General features: G+C 75.8%; 17 protein-coding genes. 8 read left to right on the top strand and 9 right to left on the bottom strand.

Translation table 11 applies throughout. The features are described 5' to 3' along the window. Position 1: 1 nt before the first annotated feature. Positions 2 to 199: a hypothetical protein gene (locus PH190_RS07330; protein ID WP_274230823.1), complete on the bottom strand. Its 198-nt coding sequence runs from the start codon at positions 197 to 199 to the stop codon at positions 2 to 4. Between the two features lie 213 nt (positions 200 to 412). Between PH190_RS07330 and PH190_RS07325 the strand changes: the two genes are divergently transcribed. The 5 genes from PH190_RS07325 (at position 413) to PH190_RS07305 (ending at position 4,633) form a co-directional block, all read left to right on the top strand. After that, positions 413 to 1,837: an NAD(P)/FAD-dependent oxidoreductase gene (locus tag PH190_RS07325; RefSeq protein ID WP_274230822.1), complete on the top strand. Its 1,425-nt coding sequence runs from the start codon at positions 413 to 415 to the stop codon at positions 1,835 to 1,837. 54 nt (positions 1,838 to 1,891) lie between these two features. After that, on the top strand, positions 1,892 to 2,467 hold the full coding sequence (locus PH190_RS07320) for a TIGR03086 family metal-binding protein (protein ID WP_274230821.1): 576 nt from the start codon (positions 1,892 to 1,894) through the stop codon (positions 2,465 to 2,467). A 48-nt stretch (positions 2,468 to 2,515) separates the two neighbouring features. Continuing rightward, complete coding sequence (locus PH190_RS07315; protein ID WP_274230820.1) at positions 2,516 to 3,829, top strand: hemolysin family protein; 1,314 nt, start codon at positions 2,516 to 2,518, stop codon at positions 3,827 to 3,829. Between the two features lie 100 nt (positions 3,830 to 3,929). Continuing rightward, the gene (locus PH190_RS07310) at positions 3,930 to 4,289 is read left to right on the top strand and encodes a GNAT family N-acetyltransferase (RefSeq protein ID WP_274230819.1); all 360 of its coding nucleotides are present in this window, start codon (positions 3,930 to 3,932) and stop codon (positions 4,287 to 4,289) included. Next, on the top strand, positions 4,286 to 4,633 hold the full coding sequence (locus PH190_RS07305; protein WP_274230818.1) for a UBP-type zinc finger domain-containing protein: 348 nt from the start codon (positions 4,286 to 4,288) through the stop codon (positions 4,631 to 4,633). The genes PH190_RS07310 and PH190_RS07305 overlap by 4 nt, the downstream gene beginning before the upstream one ends. A 7-nt stretch (positions 4,634 to 4,640) precedes the next feature. On the opposite strand, the gene PH190_RS07300 is transcribed toward PH190_RS07305, so the two are convergent. Then, positions 4,641 to 5,402, bottom strand: coding sequence for an FAD-binding oxidoreductase (locus PH190_RS07300; RefSeq protein WP_274230817.1), 762 nt, complete (start codon positions 5,400 to 5,402; stop codon positions 4,641 to 4,643). Continuing rightward, on the bottom strand, positions 5,377 to 5,988 hold the full coding sequence (locus tag PH190_RS07295; protein WP_420791594.1) for a sulfite oxidase-like oxidoreductase: 612 nt from the start codon (positions 5,986 to 5,988) through the stop codon (positions 5,377 to 5,379). Before PH190_RS07295 ends, PH190_RS07300 begins: the two co-directional genes overlap by 26 nt. Positions 5,989 to 6,182: 194 nt before the next feature. Here PH190_RS07295 and PH190_RS07290 point away from each other — a divergent pair, with 194 nt between their 5' ends. After that, positions 6,183 to 6,593: a GlcG/HbpS family heme-binding protein gene (locus tag PH190_RS07290; RefSeq protein WP_274230816.1), complete on the top strand. Its 411-nt coding sequence runs from the start codon at positions 6,183 to 6,185 to the stop codon at positions 6,591 to 6,593. Between the two features lie 18 nt (positions 6,594 to 6,611). On the opposite strand, the gene PH190_RS07285 is transcribed toward PH190_RS07290, so the two are convergent. Genes PH190_RS07285 through PH190_RS07275 form a run of 3 tightly spaced genes read right to left on the bottom strand, consistent with a single transcriptional unit; the run spans position 6,612 to position 9,872 of the window. Next, complete coding sequence (locus tag PH190_RS07285; RefSeq protein ID WP_274230815.1) at positions 6,612 to 7,550, bottom strand: fumarylacetoacetate hydrolase family protein; 939 nt, start codon at positions 7,548 to 7,550, stop codon at positions 6,612 to 6,614. Between the two features lie 10 nt (positions 7,551 to 7,560). After that, complete coding sequence (locus tag PH190_RS07280) at positions 7,561 to 8,613, bottom strand: cupin domain-containing protein (protein ID WP_274230814.1); 1,053 nt, start codon at positions 8,611 to 8,613, stop codon at positions 7,561 to 7,563. 23 nt (positions 8,614 to 8,636) lie between these two features. Further along, complete coding sequence (locus PH190_RS07275) at positions 8,637 to 9,872, bottom strand: FAD-dependent oxidoreductase (protein WP_274230813.1); 1,236 nt, start codon at positions 9,870 to 9,872, stop codon at positions 8,637 to 8,639. Positions 9,873 to 9,955: 83 nt separating this feature from the next. Between PH190_RS07275 and PH190_RS07270 the strand changes: the two genes are divergently transcribed. After that, on the top strand, positions 9,956 to 10,735 hold the full coding sequence (locus PH190_RS07270) for an IclR family transcriptional regulator (protein ID WP_274230812.1): 780 nt from the start codon (positions 9,956 to 9,958) through the stop codon (positions 10,733 to 10,735). A 6-nt stretch (positions 10,736 to 10,741) separates the two neighbouring features. On the opposite strand, the gene PH190_RS07265 is transcribed toward PH190_RS07270, so the two are convergent. Then, a complete protein-coding gene (locus tag PH190_RS07265) occupies positions 10,742 to 12,109 on the bottom strand; it encodes an MFS transporter (protein ID WP_274230811.1) in 1,368 nt (455 codons plus the stop codon). A 76-nt stretch (positions 12,110 to 12,185) separates the two neighbouring features. Further along, the gene (locus PH190_RS07260; protein WP_274230810.1) at positions 12,186 to 14,177 is read right to left on the bottom strand and encodes a flavin-containing monooxygenase; all 1,992 of its coding nucleotides are present in this window, start codon (positions 14,175 to 14,177) and stop codon (positions 12,186 to 12,188) included. Between the two features lie 129 nt (positions 14,178 to 14,306). Between PH190_RS07260 and PH190_RS07255 the strand changes: the two genes are divergently transcribed. Then, positions 14,307 to 15,194, top strand: a complete 888-nt coding sequence (locus PH190_RS07255) for a LysR family transcriptional regulator (RefSeq protein WP_274230809.1) — start codon at positions 14,307 to 14,309, stop codon at positions 15,192 to 15,194. Here PH190_RS07255 and PH190_RS07250 read toward each other — a convergent pair. After that, the gene (locus PH190_RS07250; RefSeq protein ID WP_274230808.1) at positions 15,191 to 16,030 is read right to left on the bottom strand and encodes an SDR family NAD(P)-dependent oxidoreductase; all 840 of its coding nucleotides are present in this window, start codon (positions 16,028 to 16,030) and stop codon (positions 15,191 to 15,193) included. The two genes, PH190_RS07255 and PH190_RS07250, sit on opposite strands and share 4 nt — an antisense overlap. Positions 16,031 to 16,148 lie beyond the last annotated feature (118 nt).

Below are 16,148 nucleotides of genomic sequence, written 5' to 3'. Positions count from 1 at the left end.
CTCACTCCCAGGTCTGGTGTCGCCGGTACTGCGCGACCACCTCGGGCGGGAGCGGGCCGTTCGCCGGCACCGCCAGGCCCTTCTGGCGAGCCCACATGCGGGCCGCCTCGATGAACCCGTGGACGTTGCCCTTGCGCACGGGCTCGTCGGCGTCGTGCCGCTCCCGCGGGGCGGTCGGTTCGCGCTTCTCGTCGGACATCCGAGCACCTCCGATGACCTCGTCGTCACCGTCGTCGTCAGTCGCTGCGACCCGGCGGTCGCCGGACCGCTGTGACCCAGGTTACCCACCGCCAGCGACTCGATGCCGCCCGCACCGGTTCGTCCCGCTGTGTGCCCGACCGGGCACGCGGCGAGTTCCCGCTGGTCAAGCGCGCCCCGACGGGCGGAGCATCTCCTCGCGAGGTGGTGCACCGTGGACGTCGTCGTGGTCGGGGGGAGCGCGGCCGGGCTGGCCGCGGCGCTGGTGCTGGCGCGCGACGGGCACCGGGTCACGGTCCTGGAGCGCGACGACCTGGCGCCCGCGCCCGACGTCGAGACCGCCGCCGCCCACGCGCTGCGACCCACCGCCCCGCAGGTCGTCCAGCCGCACGTCTTCCTGCCCGGCACCCGGGCGCTGCTCGAGCGCCTCCTGCCCGACGTGCTCGCCGCGTTCCGGGCGGCGGGCGCCCGCGACGCCCCGCTCACCTCCCAGATGCCGGCCACCCTCACCGACCGCTCCCCCTTCGACGGCGACGACGAGCTCCTGCCCGTGATGAGCCGCCGGGCGACGTTCGACTGGGTCCTCGGATGCGTCGCGGCCGCCGAGCCGGGCGTCGTCGTGCGGCACGGCGTCACCGTGACGGGCCTGCTGGCCGACGCCGCCGGACCCGGAGACCCGCCCCGCGTGCGCGGGGTGACCACCGACGGCGGCGACGTCCCGGCCGACCTCGTCGTCGACGCCGCCGGCCGCCGCACCGCGATCGACCGCTGGCTCGACGGCGTCGGCGCGCGCCGGACCTGCGTCGAGTCGGCACCGTGCGGGCTCGCGTACATCAGCCGCCAGTACCGCATCCGCGACGGCGCCGACCTGCCCGGGCCGGACACGGCACGCGTGGTCACCGGCCTCGACGAGTTCCTCGTCGGCCTCTGGGCGGGCGACGGCCGGACCGCCCAGATCGCGCTCGCCCCGCTCGCCGCGGACCGGCGCTTCCGCACCGCGCACGCCCCGGAGGTGTTCGAGCGGGTCCTGCGCACGGTGCCGTACTACGCCGCCTGGCTCGACGTCCTCGAGCCGATCTCCGACGTGGCGGTGATGGGCGGGCTGCACAACACCTTCCGCCGCCTCGTGGTCGACGGGCGCCCCGTCGCGACCGGCCTGCTCGCGGTCGGCGACTCGGTGTGCACCACCAACCCGACGTTCGGGCGCGGCATCGGCGTCGCGCTGCGCACGATCGGCGACCTGGCGGAGGTCCTCGCCGAGCACCCCGACGACCCGGAGGGCGCGGCGCTCGCCCTGGACCGCGCCGTGCTGGAGCACGTCCGTCCCTGGTACGCCGACCAGGCCGCCACGGACGCCGCCCGCCTCGCGCTGCTGCGCCACACCGTGCTGGGCGACCCCGTCCCGCCCCCGCCCGCCGCGGAGGGCGAGCGGGTCACGTTCGCCGATCTCCGGCGCGCGTCGCTGGTCGACCCGATCGCGTTCCGCGCCGTCGCCCGGATCATGGGCATGGTCGGGGACGCGGAGAAGCTCTACACCGACCCCGAGGTCGTGGCCGCCACCCGCGCCGCGCTGGCACGGGGCGGCGCCGCGACGCCCCGGCTCACCCGCGCCGAGCTCGAGACCGCGCTCACGGTCTGACCGCGAGCGATGACTCGCGGCCCCGCGGCCCGTCCCACCACCGTGTCCACCACCGTGTCCACCACCGTGCCCACCCCGCCGCTGGACCTGACCCCCGCCGCCCGCGCGCTCGGCGGGCTCGTCACCACCGTCACCGACGACGACCTCGCCGCGCCCACCCCGTGCACCGGCTGGACGGTCGCCGACCTGCTCGACCACCTCGACGTCGTCGCCGCCGGCTTCACCGCGCTCGCCCGCGGCACCGACGACCCCGCCCCCGGCCCCGGCGACGTGCCCTGGGACGGCGGGCGGCGCGACACCCTCGCGACCGGGCTCGCGCGGATGGCCGGCGCGTGGCGGTCCCCCGCGGCCGGGGAGGGCACGGCCGGCGCACCCGGCCCCGTGCTCCCCCGCGCGACGTGGGGACGCATCGGGCTCACCGAGCTCGTCGTGCACGCCTGGGACCTCGCCCGCGCCCTCGACCGGCCCGTGCCCGACCTGCCCGCCGACGTCCTGCGCGCGACCGCCGACCACGTCGCGGTGTTCGTGCCGCGGGCGCCGCTGCCCGAGCTCTGGGGCCCGCGGGTGCCCACGGGCGACGACGCGCCGCTGTGGGACCGGGTGGTCGCGGGCACCGGCCGCACGCCCTGATCGGGCCGCCCGACCGGCCCGCTACGTCCGGACTGGGAGGATCCGGGTGTGGACGTCGCGCTCGAGATCGGGCTGGTACTGCTGTTCGTCCTGATCGGGGGCTTCTTCGCCGCCGCCGAGATCGCGCTGGTGTCGCTGCGCTCCGGGCAGGTGTCGGCGCTGGCGGAGAGCGGGGCCCGCGGCCGGGCGGTGGCCCGCCTGCGGGGCGACTCCAACCGCTTCCTGTCGGCGGTGCAGATCGGCGTGACCTTCACCGGGTTCTTCGCCTCGTCCTACGGCGGCGCCACGCTCGCCGGGCGCCTCGAGCCCGGCCTGGAGGGCATCGGGCTGCCCGTCGCGCTCGCGGCGACCGTCGCGCTCGTCATCGTCACCGCGTTCGTCTCGTACCTGTCGCTGGTCGCGGGTGAGCTCGTCCCCAAGCGGCTGGCGCTCCAGAAGCCGGAGGCCGTGTCGCTGACGACGGCCCCGGTGCTCGACCGCCTCGCCTCGCTCACCCGCCCGCTGATCTGGCTGCTCTCGGTGTCGACGAACGCCGTCGTGCGCGTGCTGGGCGTCGACCCGAAGCAGACCGAGGACGAGGTCAGCGAGGACGAGCTGCGCGACATGGTGCGCACCACCAGCACGCTCACCGACGACGAGCGCCGCCTGCTCACCGACGCCTTCGAGGCCACCGACCGCGTCATCAGCGAGGTCATGGTGCCGCGCACCGAGGTCGACTTCCTCGACGCCGAGCTCACGGCCGCGGAGGCCGTCGTGCAGGTCTCCGACCGGCCGCACTCGCGCTACCCGGTGACCGGCGAGTCGGTCGACGACGTCCTGGGCTTCGTCCACGTGCGCGACCTGCTCACCGCCCACGTCACCGCCGGCGGTACCTCGCCGCAGCTGCGCGACATCGTCCGCACCGTCACCGTCCTGCCCGGCAGCAAGCCGGTGCTCGACACGCTGTCGCTGATGCGCCGCGGCGGCGGGCACCTCGCGGTCGTCATCGACGAGTACGGCGGCACCGACGGGATCGTCACCGTCGAGGACCTCGTCGAGGAGATCGTCGGCGAGATCCGCGACGAGTACGACCCGAAGGCCGTGCCCGCGCGCCCCCTCGACGACGGCACCTACGAGGCCGACGGCCTGCTCCACCGCACCGACGTCGCCGACCAGACCGGGATCGAGCTGCCCGACGGCTCCTTCGACACCCTCGGCGGCTTCGTGCTGCAGGAACTGGGGCGCACGCCCGCGGTCGGCGACGTCGTCGAGGCCCTCGACCACCGGTTCGCCGTCACCGCCGTCGACGGGCTGCGGGTGGCGCGGGTGCGGATCACGCCGCTGGTCCGCGACGACCCCGCGGAGGCATCGCCCGAGTCGTGATCCCGGTGCCGCAGCTCACCGATGCCGGTGGCGCCCGAGGAGCAGGATGGGCGGAGCAGGATGGGCGGAGGTCGGGGAACGGACGCGCACGAGGAGAGCGATGGACGACACGGGTGACGTCGGCGACGGCGTCGTGGTGGCGGAGGACCCGGACCGCCGGGCCTTCGTGCTGCACGTGGACGGCGCCGAGGCCGGGCACGTCGACGTCCGGCGGCGCGGGGACCGGATCGTCCTCGTCCACACCGAGGTCGACGAGGCCTACGGCGGCCGGGGGCTCGCCGGGCGCCTGGTGCGGGCGGTGTTCGAGGCCGCGCGGTCCGAGGGTGTCGCCCTCGTCCCGCTGTGTCCCTACGCGCAGCGGTGGCTGGGGTCCCACCAGGAGTACCTCGCCGACGTCCCGCCGCAGACGCGGCAGGAGCTCGGCCTTCCGGAGCCGGAGATGGCGGGAGAGGAACAGTGACGACCCAGCAGGAGATCGACCCGCACGCCGAGCCCTCGGGGACGGGGTGCCTGGAGTGCGAGCAGAACGGCGGCTGGTGGTTCCACCTGCGCCGCTGCGCGGCCTGCGGCCACATCGGGTGCTGCGACTCGTCGCCGATGCAACACGCGACGCGGCACGCCCGCGAGCAGGGCCACCCGATCCTCACGAGCTTCGAGCCCGGCGAGGACTGGTTCTTCGACGACCGCGACGGCTCCGTCGGCCACGGCCCGGTGCTCGCCGGCGCCCAGAACCACCCCGAGGACCAGGGTGTCCCCGGGCCGGCCGGCCGCGTGCCGAAGGACTGGCAGCGCAAGCTCCACTAGTCGGGTGTCAGCCGGTCGGGCCGAACCGCTCCACGCGGATCGTCCCGGCCGGCTGGCCGACGTCGACGAGCAGCGTCTCCATCGCTCCGGTGAAGCGCGCCGAGCCGCACAGGTACACCGTCGCCCCGGGGTCGACGAGTGCGGCGATCGCGGCCGCGTCGAGGCGCCCGGCGTGCGGGTCGCCCGGCGCGCGGGTGAGCGCGATGTGCGCGCCGGCGGCCTCGAGCTCGCCGGCGTAGGGCAGACGGTCGCGGGTCGTCGCGCTGACCGCCAGGCGCAGCCGGTCGGTCCGGTCGACGTCGTGCGCGTGCCGGAGCATCCCGACCAGCGGGGCGACGCCGCTGCCGCCGCCGATCGCGACGGCCCGCGTGTACCCGCTCCAGACGAACCAGCGCCCGATCGGCCCGCGGACCTCGAGGTCGTCGCCGGGCTCGACGACGTCGGCGAGGTAGGTCGACACCTCGCCGTCGTCGATGCGCTCGACGAAGAGCTCCACCAGGTCGTCGGCGGGCGACGAGGCCACCGAGTAGGAGCGCTGCGCGGTGTACCCGTCGGGTGCCCGCAGCCGCACGACGTAGTGCTGGCCGGGGTGGTGCTGCACGCGCTCGGGCACGGCGAGGCGCAGCACGACGGCGTCGACCGCCGGGTGCGCGACCTCGACGACCCGCGCGTCGCGCCACTTCGCCGCGGCCCGCCGGTCGTTCGGGCCGCCCGGGCGGTCGTCGGGGACCCCGAAGTCCTCGTCAGTCCCCGTCGAAGCGCTGCTCACGCCAGGGGTCGCCTCGCTCGTGATAGCCGTTCACCTCCCAGAAGCCGGGCTCGTCGTGGTCGAGCAGGGTGATCCTCTCGATCCACTTCGCGGACTTCCAGAAGTAGAGGTGCGGCACGATCATCCGCACCGGCCCGCCGTGCTCGCGCGGCAGCGGCCGGCCCTCGTGCTCCCACACGACCCACGCCTTGCCGCCGCGCACGTCGTCGAGGGGCAGGTTGGTGGTGTAGCCGGTGGTCGAGCGCTCGACGACGAACTTCGCCTCGTCCTGCACGCCCACCGCGTCGAGCAGGGTGTCGAAGGAGATGCCGGAGAAGTTGGTGTCGAGCTTGGACCACGTGGTGACGCAGTGGATGTCCCCCGCGTACACCGACGGCGTCAGCAGCCGCAGCTCGCGCAGCGTCCACGTCGTGGGCGTGTCGACCAGGCCGTCGACGGTCACCGTCCACGTGTCGGCGTCCACCCGCGGCGTCGCCTCGGCCGTGAGCACCGGCCACCCGGCCCCGACGTCGTACTGGCCCGGCGGCAGTCGCGGGTCGCGCTCCCGCCGACGCCCGAGGAACCCGCGCGTGGTCGCCACGATCATCACTCCGTCCCGGCCGGTGTCACCCGCGGTCGACAGTAGTGAACGAACGCCGTGCCGGGGCCCCTCGGACGACACGGTCCCGAGTGAGGCCGGTGACGCGGCGGGGATCGACGGCGCCGGGCGTCGCGGCCACGATGGGCAGGACGTCGACCCGTCCGGCGTGCTCCGACGCAGTCGTCCGGAGAGGACCCGTCATGCGCAGCATGGACACCGTGACCCTGGAGGACGCCCGCCGCGTCATCGCCGCCGGCGAGGAGGAGGCGGCGAACCAGGGGCAACCGATGAACATCGCCGTCGTCGACGCCGGCGGCAACCTCGTGGCCCACATCCGGCAGGACGGTGCCTGGATCGGCAGCGTCGACGTGGCCATCAACAAGGCCTTCAGCGCGCGGGCGTTCGACGTCTCCACCCAGGGCCTCGCCGAGAACGCCCAGCCCGGCGGGCAGTTCTACGGCATCCAGGACTCCAACCACGGCCGAGTGATGATCTTCGCCGGGGGTGTGCCGCTGATGTCCGGCGACGCCGTGGTCGGTGCCGTCGGCGTCAGCGGCGGCACCGGGGAGCAGGACCAGGCCGTGGCGTCCGCGGCGGCCGCCGCCCTCTGACGCGGAGGGCGCCGCGTCCTACCTGCCGGCCGCCACGGGCTCCGGGGTGGGCGGCGGCACCGGGCCCTTGCCGGCTCCGCTGGTGGGGCAGGCGACGGCGTGGTCCGCGGCGACCCCGACCCGCAGGTCCGGCAGGCCGGAGAGCGACAGCACGACCTCCTGGCCGGCGGTGATCTCCCCGACGCCGGCCGGGGTGCCGGTGGTGAGGACGTCACCGGGCCGCAGGGGGTAGACCGACGACGCGTAGCTCACGAGGGCCGCGACGCTCCAGATCAGGTCGCGGGTGGAGGCGCGCTGCCGGACGTGCCCGTCGACCGCGCACACGAGGTCGACGTCGGTCGGGTCGACCTCGTCCGCGGTGACGAGCCACGGGCCCAGCGGCGTGAAGGTCGCGAACGACTTGCGCAGCGAACGGTCCTCGCCGCCGCGCATGGTGATGTCGAGGCACCCGGTGTAGCCGAGGACGTGGTCGAGCGCGTCGGCCTCGGACACGTGCCGGGCCTCGCGGCCGATGACGACGGCGAGCTCGCCCTCCTGGTCGAAGCGCCGGTCGGTGTAGGGCAGCGCGACGGTGCCGCCGTGCGCCAGCACCGAGGCCGGGGCCTTGAGGAACACCCCGAGCGCGCCGACGTGGCTGGTCTGGCTCATCTCGACCATGTGGTCGTGGTAGTTGACGGGCGCGGCCAGCACCGTGCCCGGGTCCGGCACGACGGGCCGGAGCGCCACGTCGCGCAGCGCCGTCGCCGGTCCGGCGTCCGGGGTCAGGGACCCGCGCAGGGCGTCCCACGACCCGGCGAGCGCGCGCATCGGCGACAGGCCGGCCGCGTCGGTGCCCGCGCGGACCAGGTCCGTGAGGTCGGTGACGGACGCGGCGTCGGGGTCGGCCGGGTCGCCGTCGACCAGGCCGACCCGCTCGACGGGGTCGCCGTGGGCGGTGGTGAACGAGACGAGACGCAACTCCGGCTCCTCAGTCCTGGGGGTCGACGACGGCGTGGCGGTCCAGGCGCAGGGCCTCGATGACCGGGGCGTCGGAGAGCACGAAGACGTCGGCGGGCTCGTCGGCGCGGTGGTCGACGGCCGCCCACGACGGCACCGTGATCATGTCCCCGGGACCCCACGCGAACGTCTGCCCGTCGACGGTCGTCGTGCCCCGCCCGGAGAACACGACGCGCACCGACGAGCCGACCGTGCGGGTGGTCGCGGTGCGCGCGCCGGGCCGCAGCCGCTCCATCCGGCACCGCATGGTCGGCAGCACGTCCCGCCCGGTCGTCGGGTCGGTGAACGTGACCCCGACCGACGGCGCGTCGGGCCGCAGCGCGGCGAGGTCGGCCAGCGCCGCGTCGGTGTGGGCGCGCCGGTAGACCGACAGCGGCGAACGCCCGGGCGGGGCGGGGACGCCGTCGGGCCGCAGCCCGGGGTGCCCGTGCAGGGCCTCGCCCGGCGAGCGCTCGGGCGCCGCGGTGTTCGGGGCCTCGTCGTCGCGGGTCTCGAAGAAGACCGCGTCGAGCGCGGCCACCATCGGCAGGTCCAGGCCGTCGAACCAGATCATGGTGCCGTCGCCCGGGTTGTGGTGCTCGTGCCAGGTGCCGCCCGGCGTGAGCACGAGGTCGCCCGGGCTCATCGGGCACGGGTCGCCGTCGACCGCGGTCCACACGCCCTCGCCCTGCAGCACGAAGCGCACCGCGCCCGGCGAGTGGCGGTGCGCCGGCGCGGTCTCGCGCGGGCCGAGGAACTGCACGGCGGCCCACAGTGTCGACGTCGCGAACGGCAGCCCGTCGAGCCCCGGGTTCGCCAGCGCGAGGACCCGGCGCTCGCCCCCGCGCTCGATGGGGATGAGGTCGCCCGACCGGTGCGCGAGCGCCGCCAGGGTCGCCCACGGCCAGCGGTGGGCCCTCGTGCCCCCGCGCGGCGTCGGCGTCATGAGGTCGCGGGTCTGGGTCCACAGCGGCTGCAGCCCGGCCGCGGCGACGTCGCCGTAGAAGCGCTCGAGGGCGGCGGTCTCGTCCAGCGTGCTGGTCATCGGGGTCTCCCGGGAGGGGTCGGTCAGGACGCCGCGGCGTCGAGCGGGCGCCCGATGCCCTGCTCGGCCACGGCGGTGAGCAGCGACGCCCGGCGCAGCCACGCGCGGGCGGTGTCGGGGTCGGCGGCGGTCGCCCGCAGCGCGGCCTGGTTCTCGGCGCGCACCGCCGGGTCGCGCTCGGCCATCATCTGCGTGTTGCGGTGGGTGTCGGCGCGCACGTAGTCCCGGGCCACCCCGCGGCGCACGGTGTCGTACGCGGCGAGCTCGCCCGCGAGGTCCCCGCCGGGGGTGGACGCGCGCACCAGGCGCCGGCCGAGGTCGACGGCGTCGTGGATCCCCGCGTTGAGGCCCATGCCGCCCATCGGCGAGTTGATGTGCGCCGCGTCCCCGGCGAGGACGACCCGCCCGTCGTGGAAGCGGTCGGCGACCCGCTGGTGCACGGCGTAGATCTGCCGGTCGACGATGCCGTAGTCGCGGCCGATGTCCGCGAAGCCGCGCAGGCGCCGCTGCATGGCGGCCGGGTCGAGCGCGGCCGCCGCGTCCTCCTCCGGCGGGATCGGGAACAGCACCCGCCACGACTCAGGGGTGCGCAGCACGAAGACGAACTCGTCGGGGTCGGCGATGTAGCTCACCTCGGCGAGGTCCGCGATCGCCTCGGCGCGCAGGTCCTCGGTGACCGAGATGATGAGGAAGCGCTGCGGGTAGGTCATGCCCTCGAAGCTCCGGCCGAGCAGCTTGCGCACCGCGGAGCCGGCCCCGTCGGTGCCCACCACGAGCGCGGCGGGATGGGTGGCGCCGTCGTCGGTGCTGAGGACCGCGCCGGTGTCGTCCTGCACGAGCCCGCTCACCCGCGACGCGAAGCGCAACTCCACCCCCAGCTCGCCGAGCCGGTGCAGCAGGATCTCCACGAGGCGCTGCTGGTTGAGCTGCAGGCGGAACGGGAAGCGCGTCTCGTCGGCCAGCAGCCCGAGGTCGAACTCCGCGACCAGCCCGGTGGCACGGTCGCGGTACTGGTAGCGCGGGACCCGCAGGCCGCGGTCGAGCATCTCGTCGGTGACCACGCCGCCGTCGATGCCGGCGAGCAGCTCCATCGTCGCCGCGTGGAAGGTCGAGGCCCGCCAGTCCGTGCGGTTGACGGGATCGGCCTCCAGGACGCGCACGGGCACGCCGGCGTCGGCGAGCGACCAGGCGGTGACGAGCCCGACGGGGCCCGCCCCCACGACGGTGACCGGACGGTCGGCGGACGCGGCGAGCGACATCAGGTGGTGGTCCTCTCTCTCGGCCCGGCCCGGACGCTCCGGGACGCTAGGTGCGGTGTCCGCCTGTCGGGACGGATGCTGGGATGTGTTCTGTGGAGCAGAACGCCGAGGGCGGCGAGGCCCTCCCGACGTACGCCATCGAGTCGGTGGACAAGGCGCTGCAGATCCTCGTGATGCTCCGGGAGCGGCGGCGGGTGCGCGTGGTCGACGTCGCCGAGGAGCTCGGCGTGGCCCGGTCCACCGCGCACCGGCTGCTCGCCACGCTGGCCCACCGCGGCTTCGTCGTCCGGGACCCGCAGGACCGGAGCTACCGCGGCGGACCGGAGCTGCTCGGGATGGGCGCGATCGGCGAGGTCGACCTGCGGGCCGCGGCGGGCGAGCACGTCCGTGCCCTGTCCGCGCGGCTGCGCGAGACCGTCAACGTCATGGTGCTCGAGGGGGCGTCGTGCCGGTTCCTCGACGGCGTCGCCGGCGAGCGGCCCCTCGGGACGCGCGTGCGCACCGGCGCCGTGCTCCCCGCGCACATCGTCTCCGGCGGGAAGGCCCTGCTCGCCGAGCTCCCGTCCCGCGAGGTCGACGCGCTGTTCGGCGCGTCCCTGCGCCGCATCACCCCGGCGACGATCGTCGACGTCGCCGAGCTGCACGAGGAGCTGCGGCGCATCCGCGAGCAGGGGTACGCGCTCAACCGCGAGGAGAGCGAGCCGGGCCTGTCCGCGGTGGCCGTCGTGGTCCGGGCCGGGCCCCGGGCGGTGGGCGCGGTCGCGGTGTCGGCCCCCACCCAGCGGCTCGACGACGACGGCCTGGCGGTGGCGCTCGACGAGCTCCACGCCACCGCCCGGGCCATCGGCGCCGAGCTCACCTGAGCCGGGTCAGGACCGGACCGCGCCGCCCGCGACCGGGGCCGGCTCGGCGGCGCCCGCGTCGTCGAGGTCGTGGCGCGTGCCGGCCGCGAGACGCCACACCGCGATGCCCGAGATCGCCGACAGCACGCCGATGTAGGCGGCGACGGCCATCGAGCTGCCGGTGGCGCCCAGGATCGCGGCCGCGACCAGCGGGAGCAGCCCGCCGCCGAAGACCGCGCCGAACTGGTAGGCCATGGAGGCCCCGGTGTAGCGGATCGCGGTGGGGAAGGCCCCGGAGACGATCACGGCCTGCACCGCGGCGAGCATGCCGAGCACCAGCCCCAGCAGGCAGAGGCCCGCCACCACCGCGGGCGTCGCGCCGGTGTCGATCAGCGCGAACACCGCGAAGGGGATCGCGACGCCGAGCGCCGAGGCCCCGACGAAGATCCGGGCCGGCCCGACCCGGTCGCTGACGAAGCCGGTGAGGATCGTGACGGCGAGGTAGAGCACGCAGCCGCCCATGATGGAGAGCAGCATCGTCTGCTGCGCGATGCCGACCGTGGTGGTGCCGTAGGACAGCAGGTACACCGAGTTCAGGTAGCCGAACGACGACGGGGCGAGGGTGATGCCCATCCCCAGCAGCACCGCGCCCGGGTGGGTGCGCAGCGTCTCGAGCACGGGCAGCTTCGTCGACCGTGCCGTCCGCCGCCCGGCGAACTCCGGGGACTCGGACAGGCGCAGCCGGATCACGAGGGCGACCAGGACGAGCGCGGCGCTGAGCAGGAACGGGATGCGCCAGCCCCAGGCGAGGAAGGCGCTGCGCTCCATGCTCGTGCTGACGATGAGGAACACCGCGAGGGCGGCGAGGTTGCCCGCCGGCAGGCCCATCTGCGGGAAGGAGGAGAACCAGCCCTTCTTCTGCTTCGGCGCGTGCTCCATGGCCATGAGCACCGCGCCGCCCCACTCGCCGCCGACACCGAGCCCCTGCACGAACCGCAGGGTCACCAGCAGGATCGGCGCGGCGATCCCGATCGCGGAGTAGGTCGGCAGCAGCGCGATGAGGAAGGTGCCGATCCCCATGAGCAGCAGCGACGCCACCAGCGTGTGCTTGCGCCCGAAGCGGTCCCCGAAGTGCCCGAAGACGATGCCCCCGACGGGCCGCGCGATGAAGCCCACCGCGAACGTGCCGAAGGCGGCGAGGAGGCCCGCCGCGGGCGAGAAGTTCGGGAAGAACTGCGGGGCGAAGATCAGCGCGGCGGCCGCGCCGTAGATGTTGAAGTCGTACCACTCGATCGCGGTCCCGACGAAGGTCGCGCGGGCGACGCGCCGGGCATGGGCGGGCGTGGGGGCGGGCGTGGGGCCGCCCGCGTCGCTGCGGGGCGGGACTGTGGCCACGGGGACTCCCTGGTGGTGGGCGGGCTGTCGGCGAGGTGGAGGGGACGGTAGGAGCGGGCGCGCAGGGTGCGACGCGTCAGGCCCGCGCGTTCTGCTCAGCAGAACGGCGCGGGTGGAAGGCGTACTCGGCGAGGTCGGGCTCGCGGACCATCCGCCAGTAGTCGAGGAGCGGGAACGGCCACACCTGGGACACGCGGCCGGCGGCGTTGCGGTACCAGCTGTTGACCGTCGCGACGCCCCAGGCCATGCGGGCGCTGCCGGCGTCGACGCGGGCGTTGTACGCGTCGTGGGCCTCGGGCCGGACCTCGACGGCGGCGGCGTCGCGCTCGAGGAGCTCGCGCAGCAGGCCGAGGACGTGGTGCACCGCGATCTCGGAGAACAGCAGGATGCTGCCGTTGATCACCAGGCCGGTGTTGGGCCCGTAGACGCAGAAGAGGTTGGGGAAGCCCGGCACGTGCACCCCGAGGTGGGCCCGGGCGTCGCCGCCCCACTGGGCGTGCAGGTCCCGCCCCTCGCGGCCGCGGACGGTGATCGGCGCGAGGAACTCCTCCGCGTGGAACCCGGTCGCGTAGACGACGACGTCAACCTGGTGCTCGGCGCCGTCGGCGGTCCGGACGCCGGTCGGGGTGACCTCGGTGATCGCGTCGGTGACCAGCGCGACGTGCTCGCGGTGCAGCGCCGCGGCCCACACGCCGTTGTCGCGCATCATGCGCTTGGCGCCGGGCGGGTAGTCGGGGACGACCTTGGCGAGCAGGTCGGGCCGGTCGCCGAAGCGGGCCTCGAGGTTGGCCACCAGCGCCCGGCGCAGCGCCTCGTTGCGCGCCGAGACCGAGACCGGGTGGTCCCAGTCCGGGTCCACCTCCATGAACGGCCGGCGCCCGTCCACCGAGGTCCAGAACTGCAGGAACCGCAGCCACCGCGGGTAGTGCGGCAGGGCGCGGGCCAGCGCGCGGGCGGGCTCGGGGATCGGTGCGTGGTAGGTCGGTGTGGGGGCCATCCACGGCGGCGTGCGCTGGAAGACCGTCAGCGAGGCGACGCGGTCGACGATCGAGGGCACCACCTGGTACGCGCTCGCGCCTGTGCCGATCACCGCGACCCGGCGGCCGGTGAGGTCGACGTCGTGGCGCCAGCGGGCGGTGTGGAACGCGGGGCCGGCGAAGCTGTCGCGGCCCGGGACGTCGGGCAGCTTCGGCCGGTTGAGCTGGCCGGTCGCGCTGATGACCGCGTCGGCGTCGAGGACGACCTCCGTCCCGTCCCGGTCGCGGGCGGTCACGGTCCAGCGCGCCGTCGCGTCGTCGTACTCCGCCGCGACGACCTCGTGACCGAACCGCACGAGGCGGCGCAGGTCGAACGCGTCGGCGACCGACCGGAAGTAGTCGTGGATGTCGTCGCGGGCCGAGAACTGGTGGGGCCAGTCGGGTCGCTGGGCGAACGAGTAGCTGTAGGCGAAGTTGGCCGTGTCGAGGCGCGCGCCCGGGTAGCCGTTCTCGAGCCACACGCCGCCGACGTCGTCGTTGCGCTCGAGCACGGTGACGCCGACACCGGCCTGGGTGAGACGGTGGGCGGTGACGAGCCCGGACATGCCCGCGCCGACGACGACGACGTCGAGGGTGCGCCCCGGCGCGACCTCGTCCACCGTCCAGCCCGGCGCGCCGACGTCGTCGGGCAGGCCGAGCTCGTGGGCCATCAGCGGCAGGTACTCGTCGCCGACGTCGCCCGCGACGAAGCGCATCAGCCGCCGCAGGGTCGCGGTGGCGGGCTCGGGCGCGGCCACCATCCCGCTGTCGCGGAACCGGCGCAGCGCGGCCAGCGCGCGCTCCCGGGCCGCGGCGACGACCTCGGGCGCCATACCGCCCTGGGGCTCGACCCGGTCGGGCAGGAGGCGCAGCGGGGGCCGCAGGGCGTCGTCGACGAGGTCGAGCTCGCCGGTCAGGTGGGCCAGCGCGGGCAGCAGCGCGGGCATCTCGGCGGCGTCCACGGCCGCGGCGAGGGCGTCGTCGTCGGCGAGCAGCGCCGCCAGCTCGTCGGGGACGCCGCTCGGTGCGGTCGGGACCGTCGGGGTCGCCATGGGCCGCCTCTCGTTCGCCGGTGGGGGCCGGTCCACGATGCGGCGGGGCCACCGGCGTGGGGAAATGGCGAACCAGGAGCCGGTGATTCCACGCCGGCATGACCGGGGTCACGCCGTGGGAGGTGCGCCGTGGAGCTGCGTCACCTGCGGTCGTTCGTGGTGGTCGCCGAGGAGCTCCACTTCGGGCGCGCGGCCGCGCGCCTGTTCGTCGTCCAGCCGGCGCTGAGCAAGCAGATCGCGGCCCTCGAGCGCGAGCTCGACGTCGTGCTCCTCGAGCGCGACCGCCACGGCGTGGCCCTGACGACGGCGGGGCGGGCGCTGCTCGACGACGCCCGCCGCGTGCTCGCCCAGGCCGACGCCGCGGTCGGGCGCGCGCAGGCCGCGGGCCGGGGCGTGACGGGCACCCTGCGCCTCGGCTTCATCGCGCCGGTGCTCTACGAGCTGCTCCCCGGCCTGCTGCGCCCCTTCCGCGAGCGCTACCCGGACGTGCGCCTGGTGCTGGAGGAGATGCACAACCGCGAGGCGGTGCACGGCGTGCTGGGTGGCCGCGTGCAGGTGGCGTTCGTGCGCCTCCCGCTGCCGCCGGAGCCGGACCTGCGGGTGCGGCCGGTGCGCAGCGAAGGCCTGGCCGTGGCCGTGCCCGCCGGCAGCGCGCTCGCGGACGGCGACGGACCGCTGCACGTCGCCGACCTCGCCGACCAGGACCTCGTCCTCATCGGCCGCGACCGCGAGCCCGAGCTGCACGACTCCTACCTGGCCCTGTGCGCCGCGCACGGCTTCAGCCCGCGGGTGGCCCACGAGGTCGACCGCACGCACGTCGCGGTCGGGCTCGTCGCCTGCGGGCTGGGGGTGGCGCTGGTGCCGCGGTCGGCGCTGCGCGTCGCCCACCCCGACGTCGCCTACCGCCCGCTCGCGGAGCCGTCCGCGCGCCTGACGGTCGGCGTGGCGTGGCGCGACGAGGACGACCCCGTCGTGGCGAACTTCCTCGCCCTGTGCCCGGAGCCGGCGCCGGACTAGGGGACGTGGCGGCGCCACGGCGGGGCCGCGCCCTCGGCGACCTCGACGCGGGTGCGGGCGGCGTGCGCGATCCACGCCGGGTCGCTCGACGCGACGAACCGCCCCTCCGCGACCGCCGCGAGGGCCGCCTCCGCGGCGACGGCCGGGTCGACGCCCTCGATGATGCCGCGGGTGAGCATGTCGACCGTCGCCGCGGCGACCGCGTCGCTCCGCCCGGGCGGGCGCGGCCCGAGACGCTCGGGCCAGTGGTTCCGCTCGTTGAAGGCGGTCGCGACCGCGCCGGGGCACAGCACCGTCACCCCGACCGCGCTGCCCGACCCGGCGAGGTCGCGGTGCAGCGACTCCGCCAGCCCGAGCAGCGCGTGCTTGGTCGCGGCGTAGGGCGCCATCGCCGCCCCGGCGGACCACGACGCGATCGACCCGGTGACCAGGACGTGGCCGCGGTCGCGGGCGACCAGGCCCGGCACCGCGGCGTGCAGCAGGTGCACCACGCCCCACAGGTTCACGTCGACGACCCACCGCCAGTCGGCCAGCGGTGTCTCCCACAGCCGGGCCGGGTGCCCGGGCACGCCCGCGTTGGCGGCGACGAGGTCCACCCGCCCGTAGCGGTCCTCGGTCTCGGCGACGACCCGCGCGACGGCGTCCGGGTCGGTCACGTCGAGCGGTACGGCGCTCGCCGGGGCGCCCAGCGCGTCGCGGGCGGCCGCCAGCGCGACGGCGTCCCGGTCGGTGAGCACGACGCGCACGCCCCGGCGGCCGAGGGCGGTGGCGAGCGCCCGCCCGATCCCGCTCGCCGCGCCCGTCACGATCGCGACGTCGCCGTCCCGCAGCTCCATGCGGCGATGCTCCCCGCGGGACGACGGACACGGGACCCGCCGGCGATGCCGGGCGGGCATCACGGGCGCCGCGACGGGAATGGCCCCGCGCCGGGTGTCGTTGCCCGGTCACCGGCAC

Origin of the sequence: Actinomycetospora straminea, from assembly GCF_028737255.1 — a bacterium.
GTDB classification, from domain to species: domain Bacteria; phylum Actinomycetota; class Actinomycetes; order Mycobacteriales; family Pseudonocardiaceae; genus Actinomycetospora; species Actinomycetospora straminea.
This window is presented reverse-complemented; position numbering and strand designations above follow the sequence as displayed.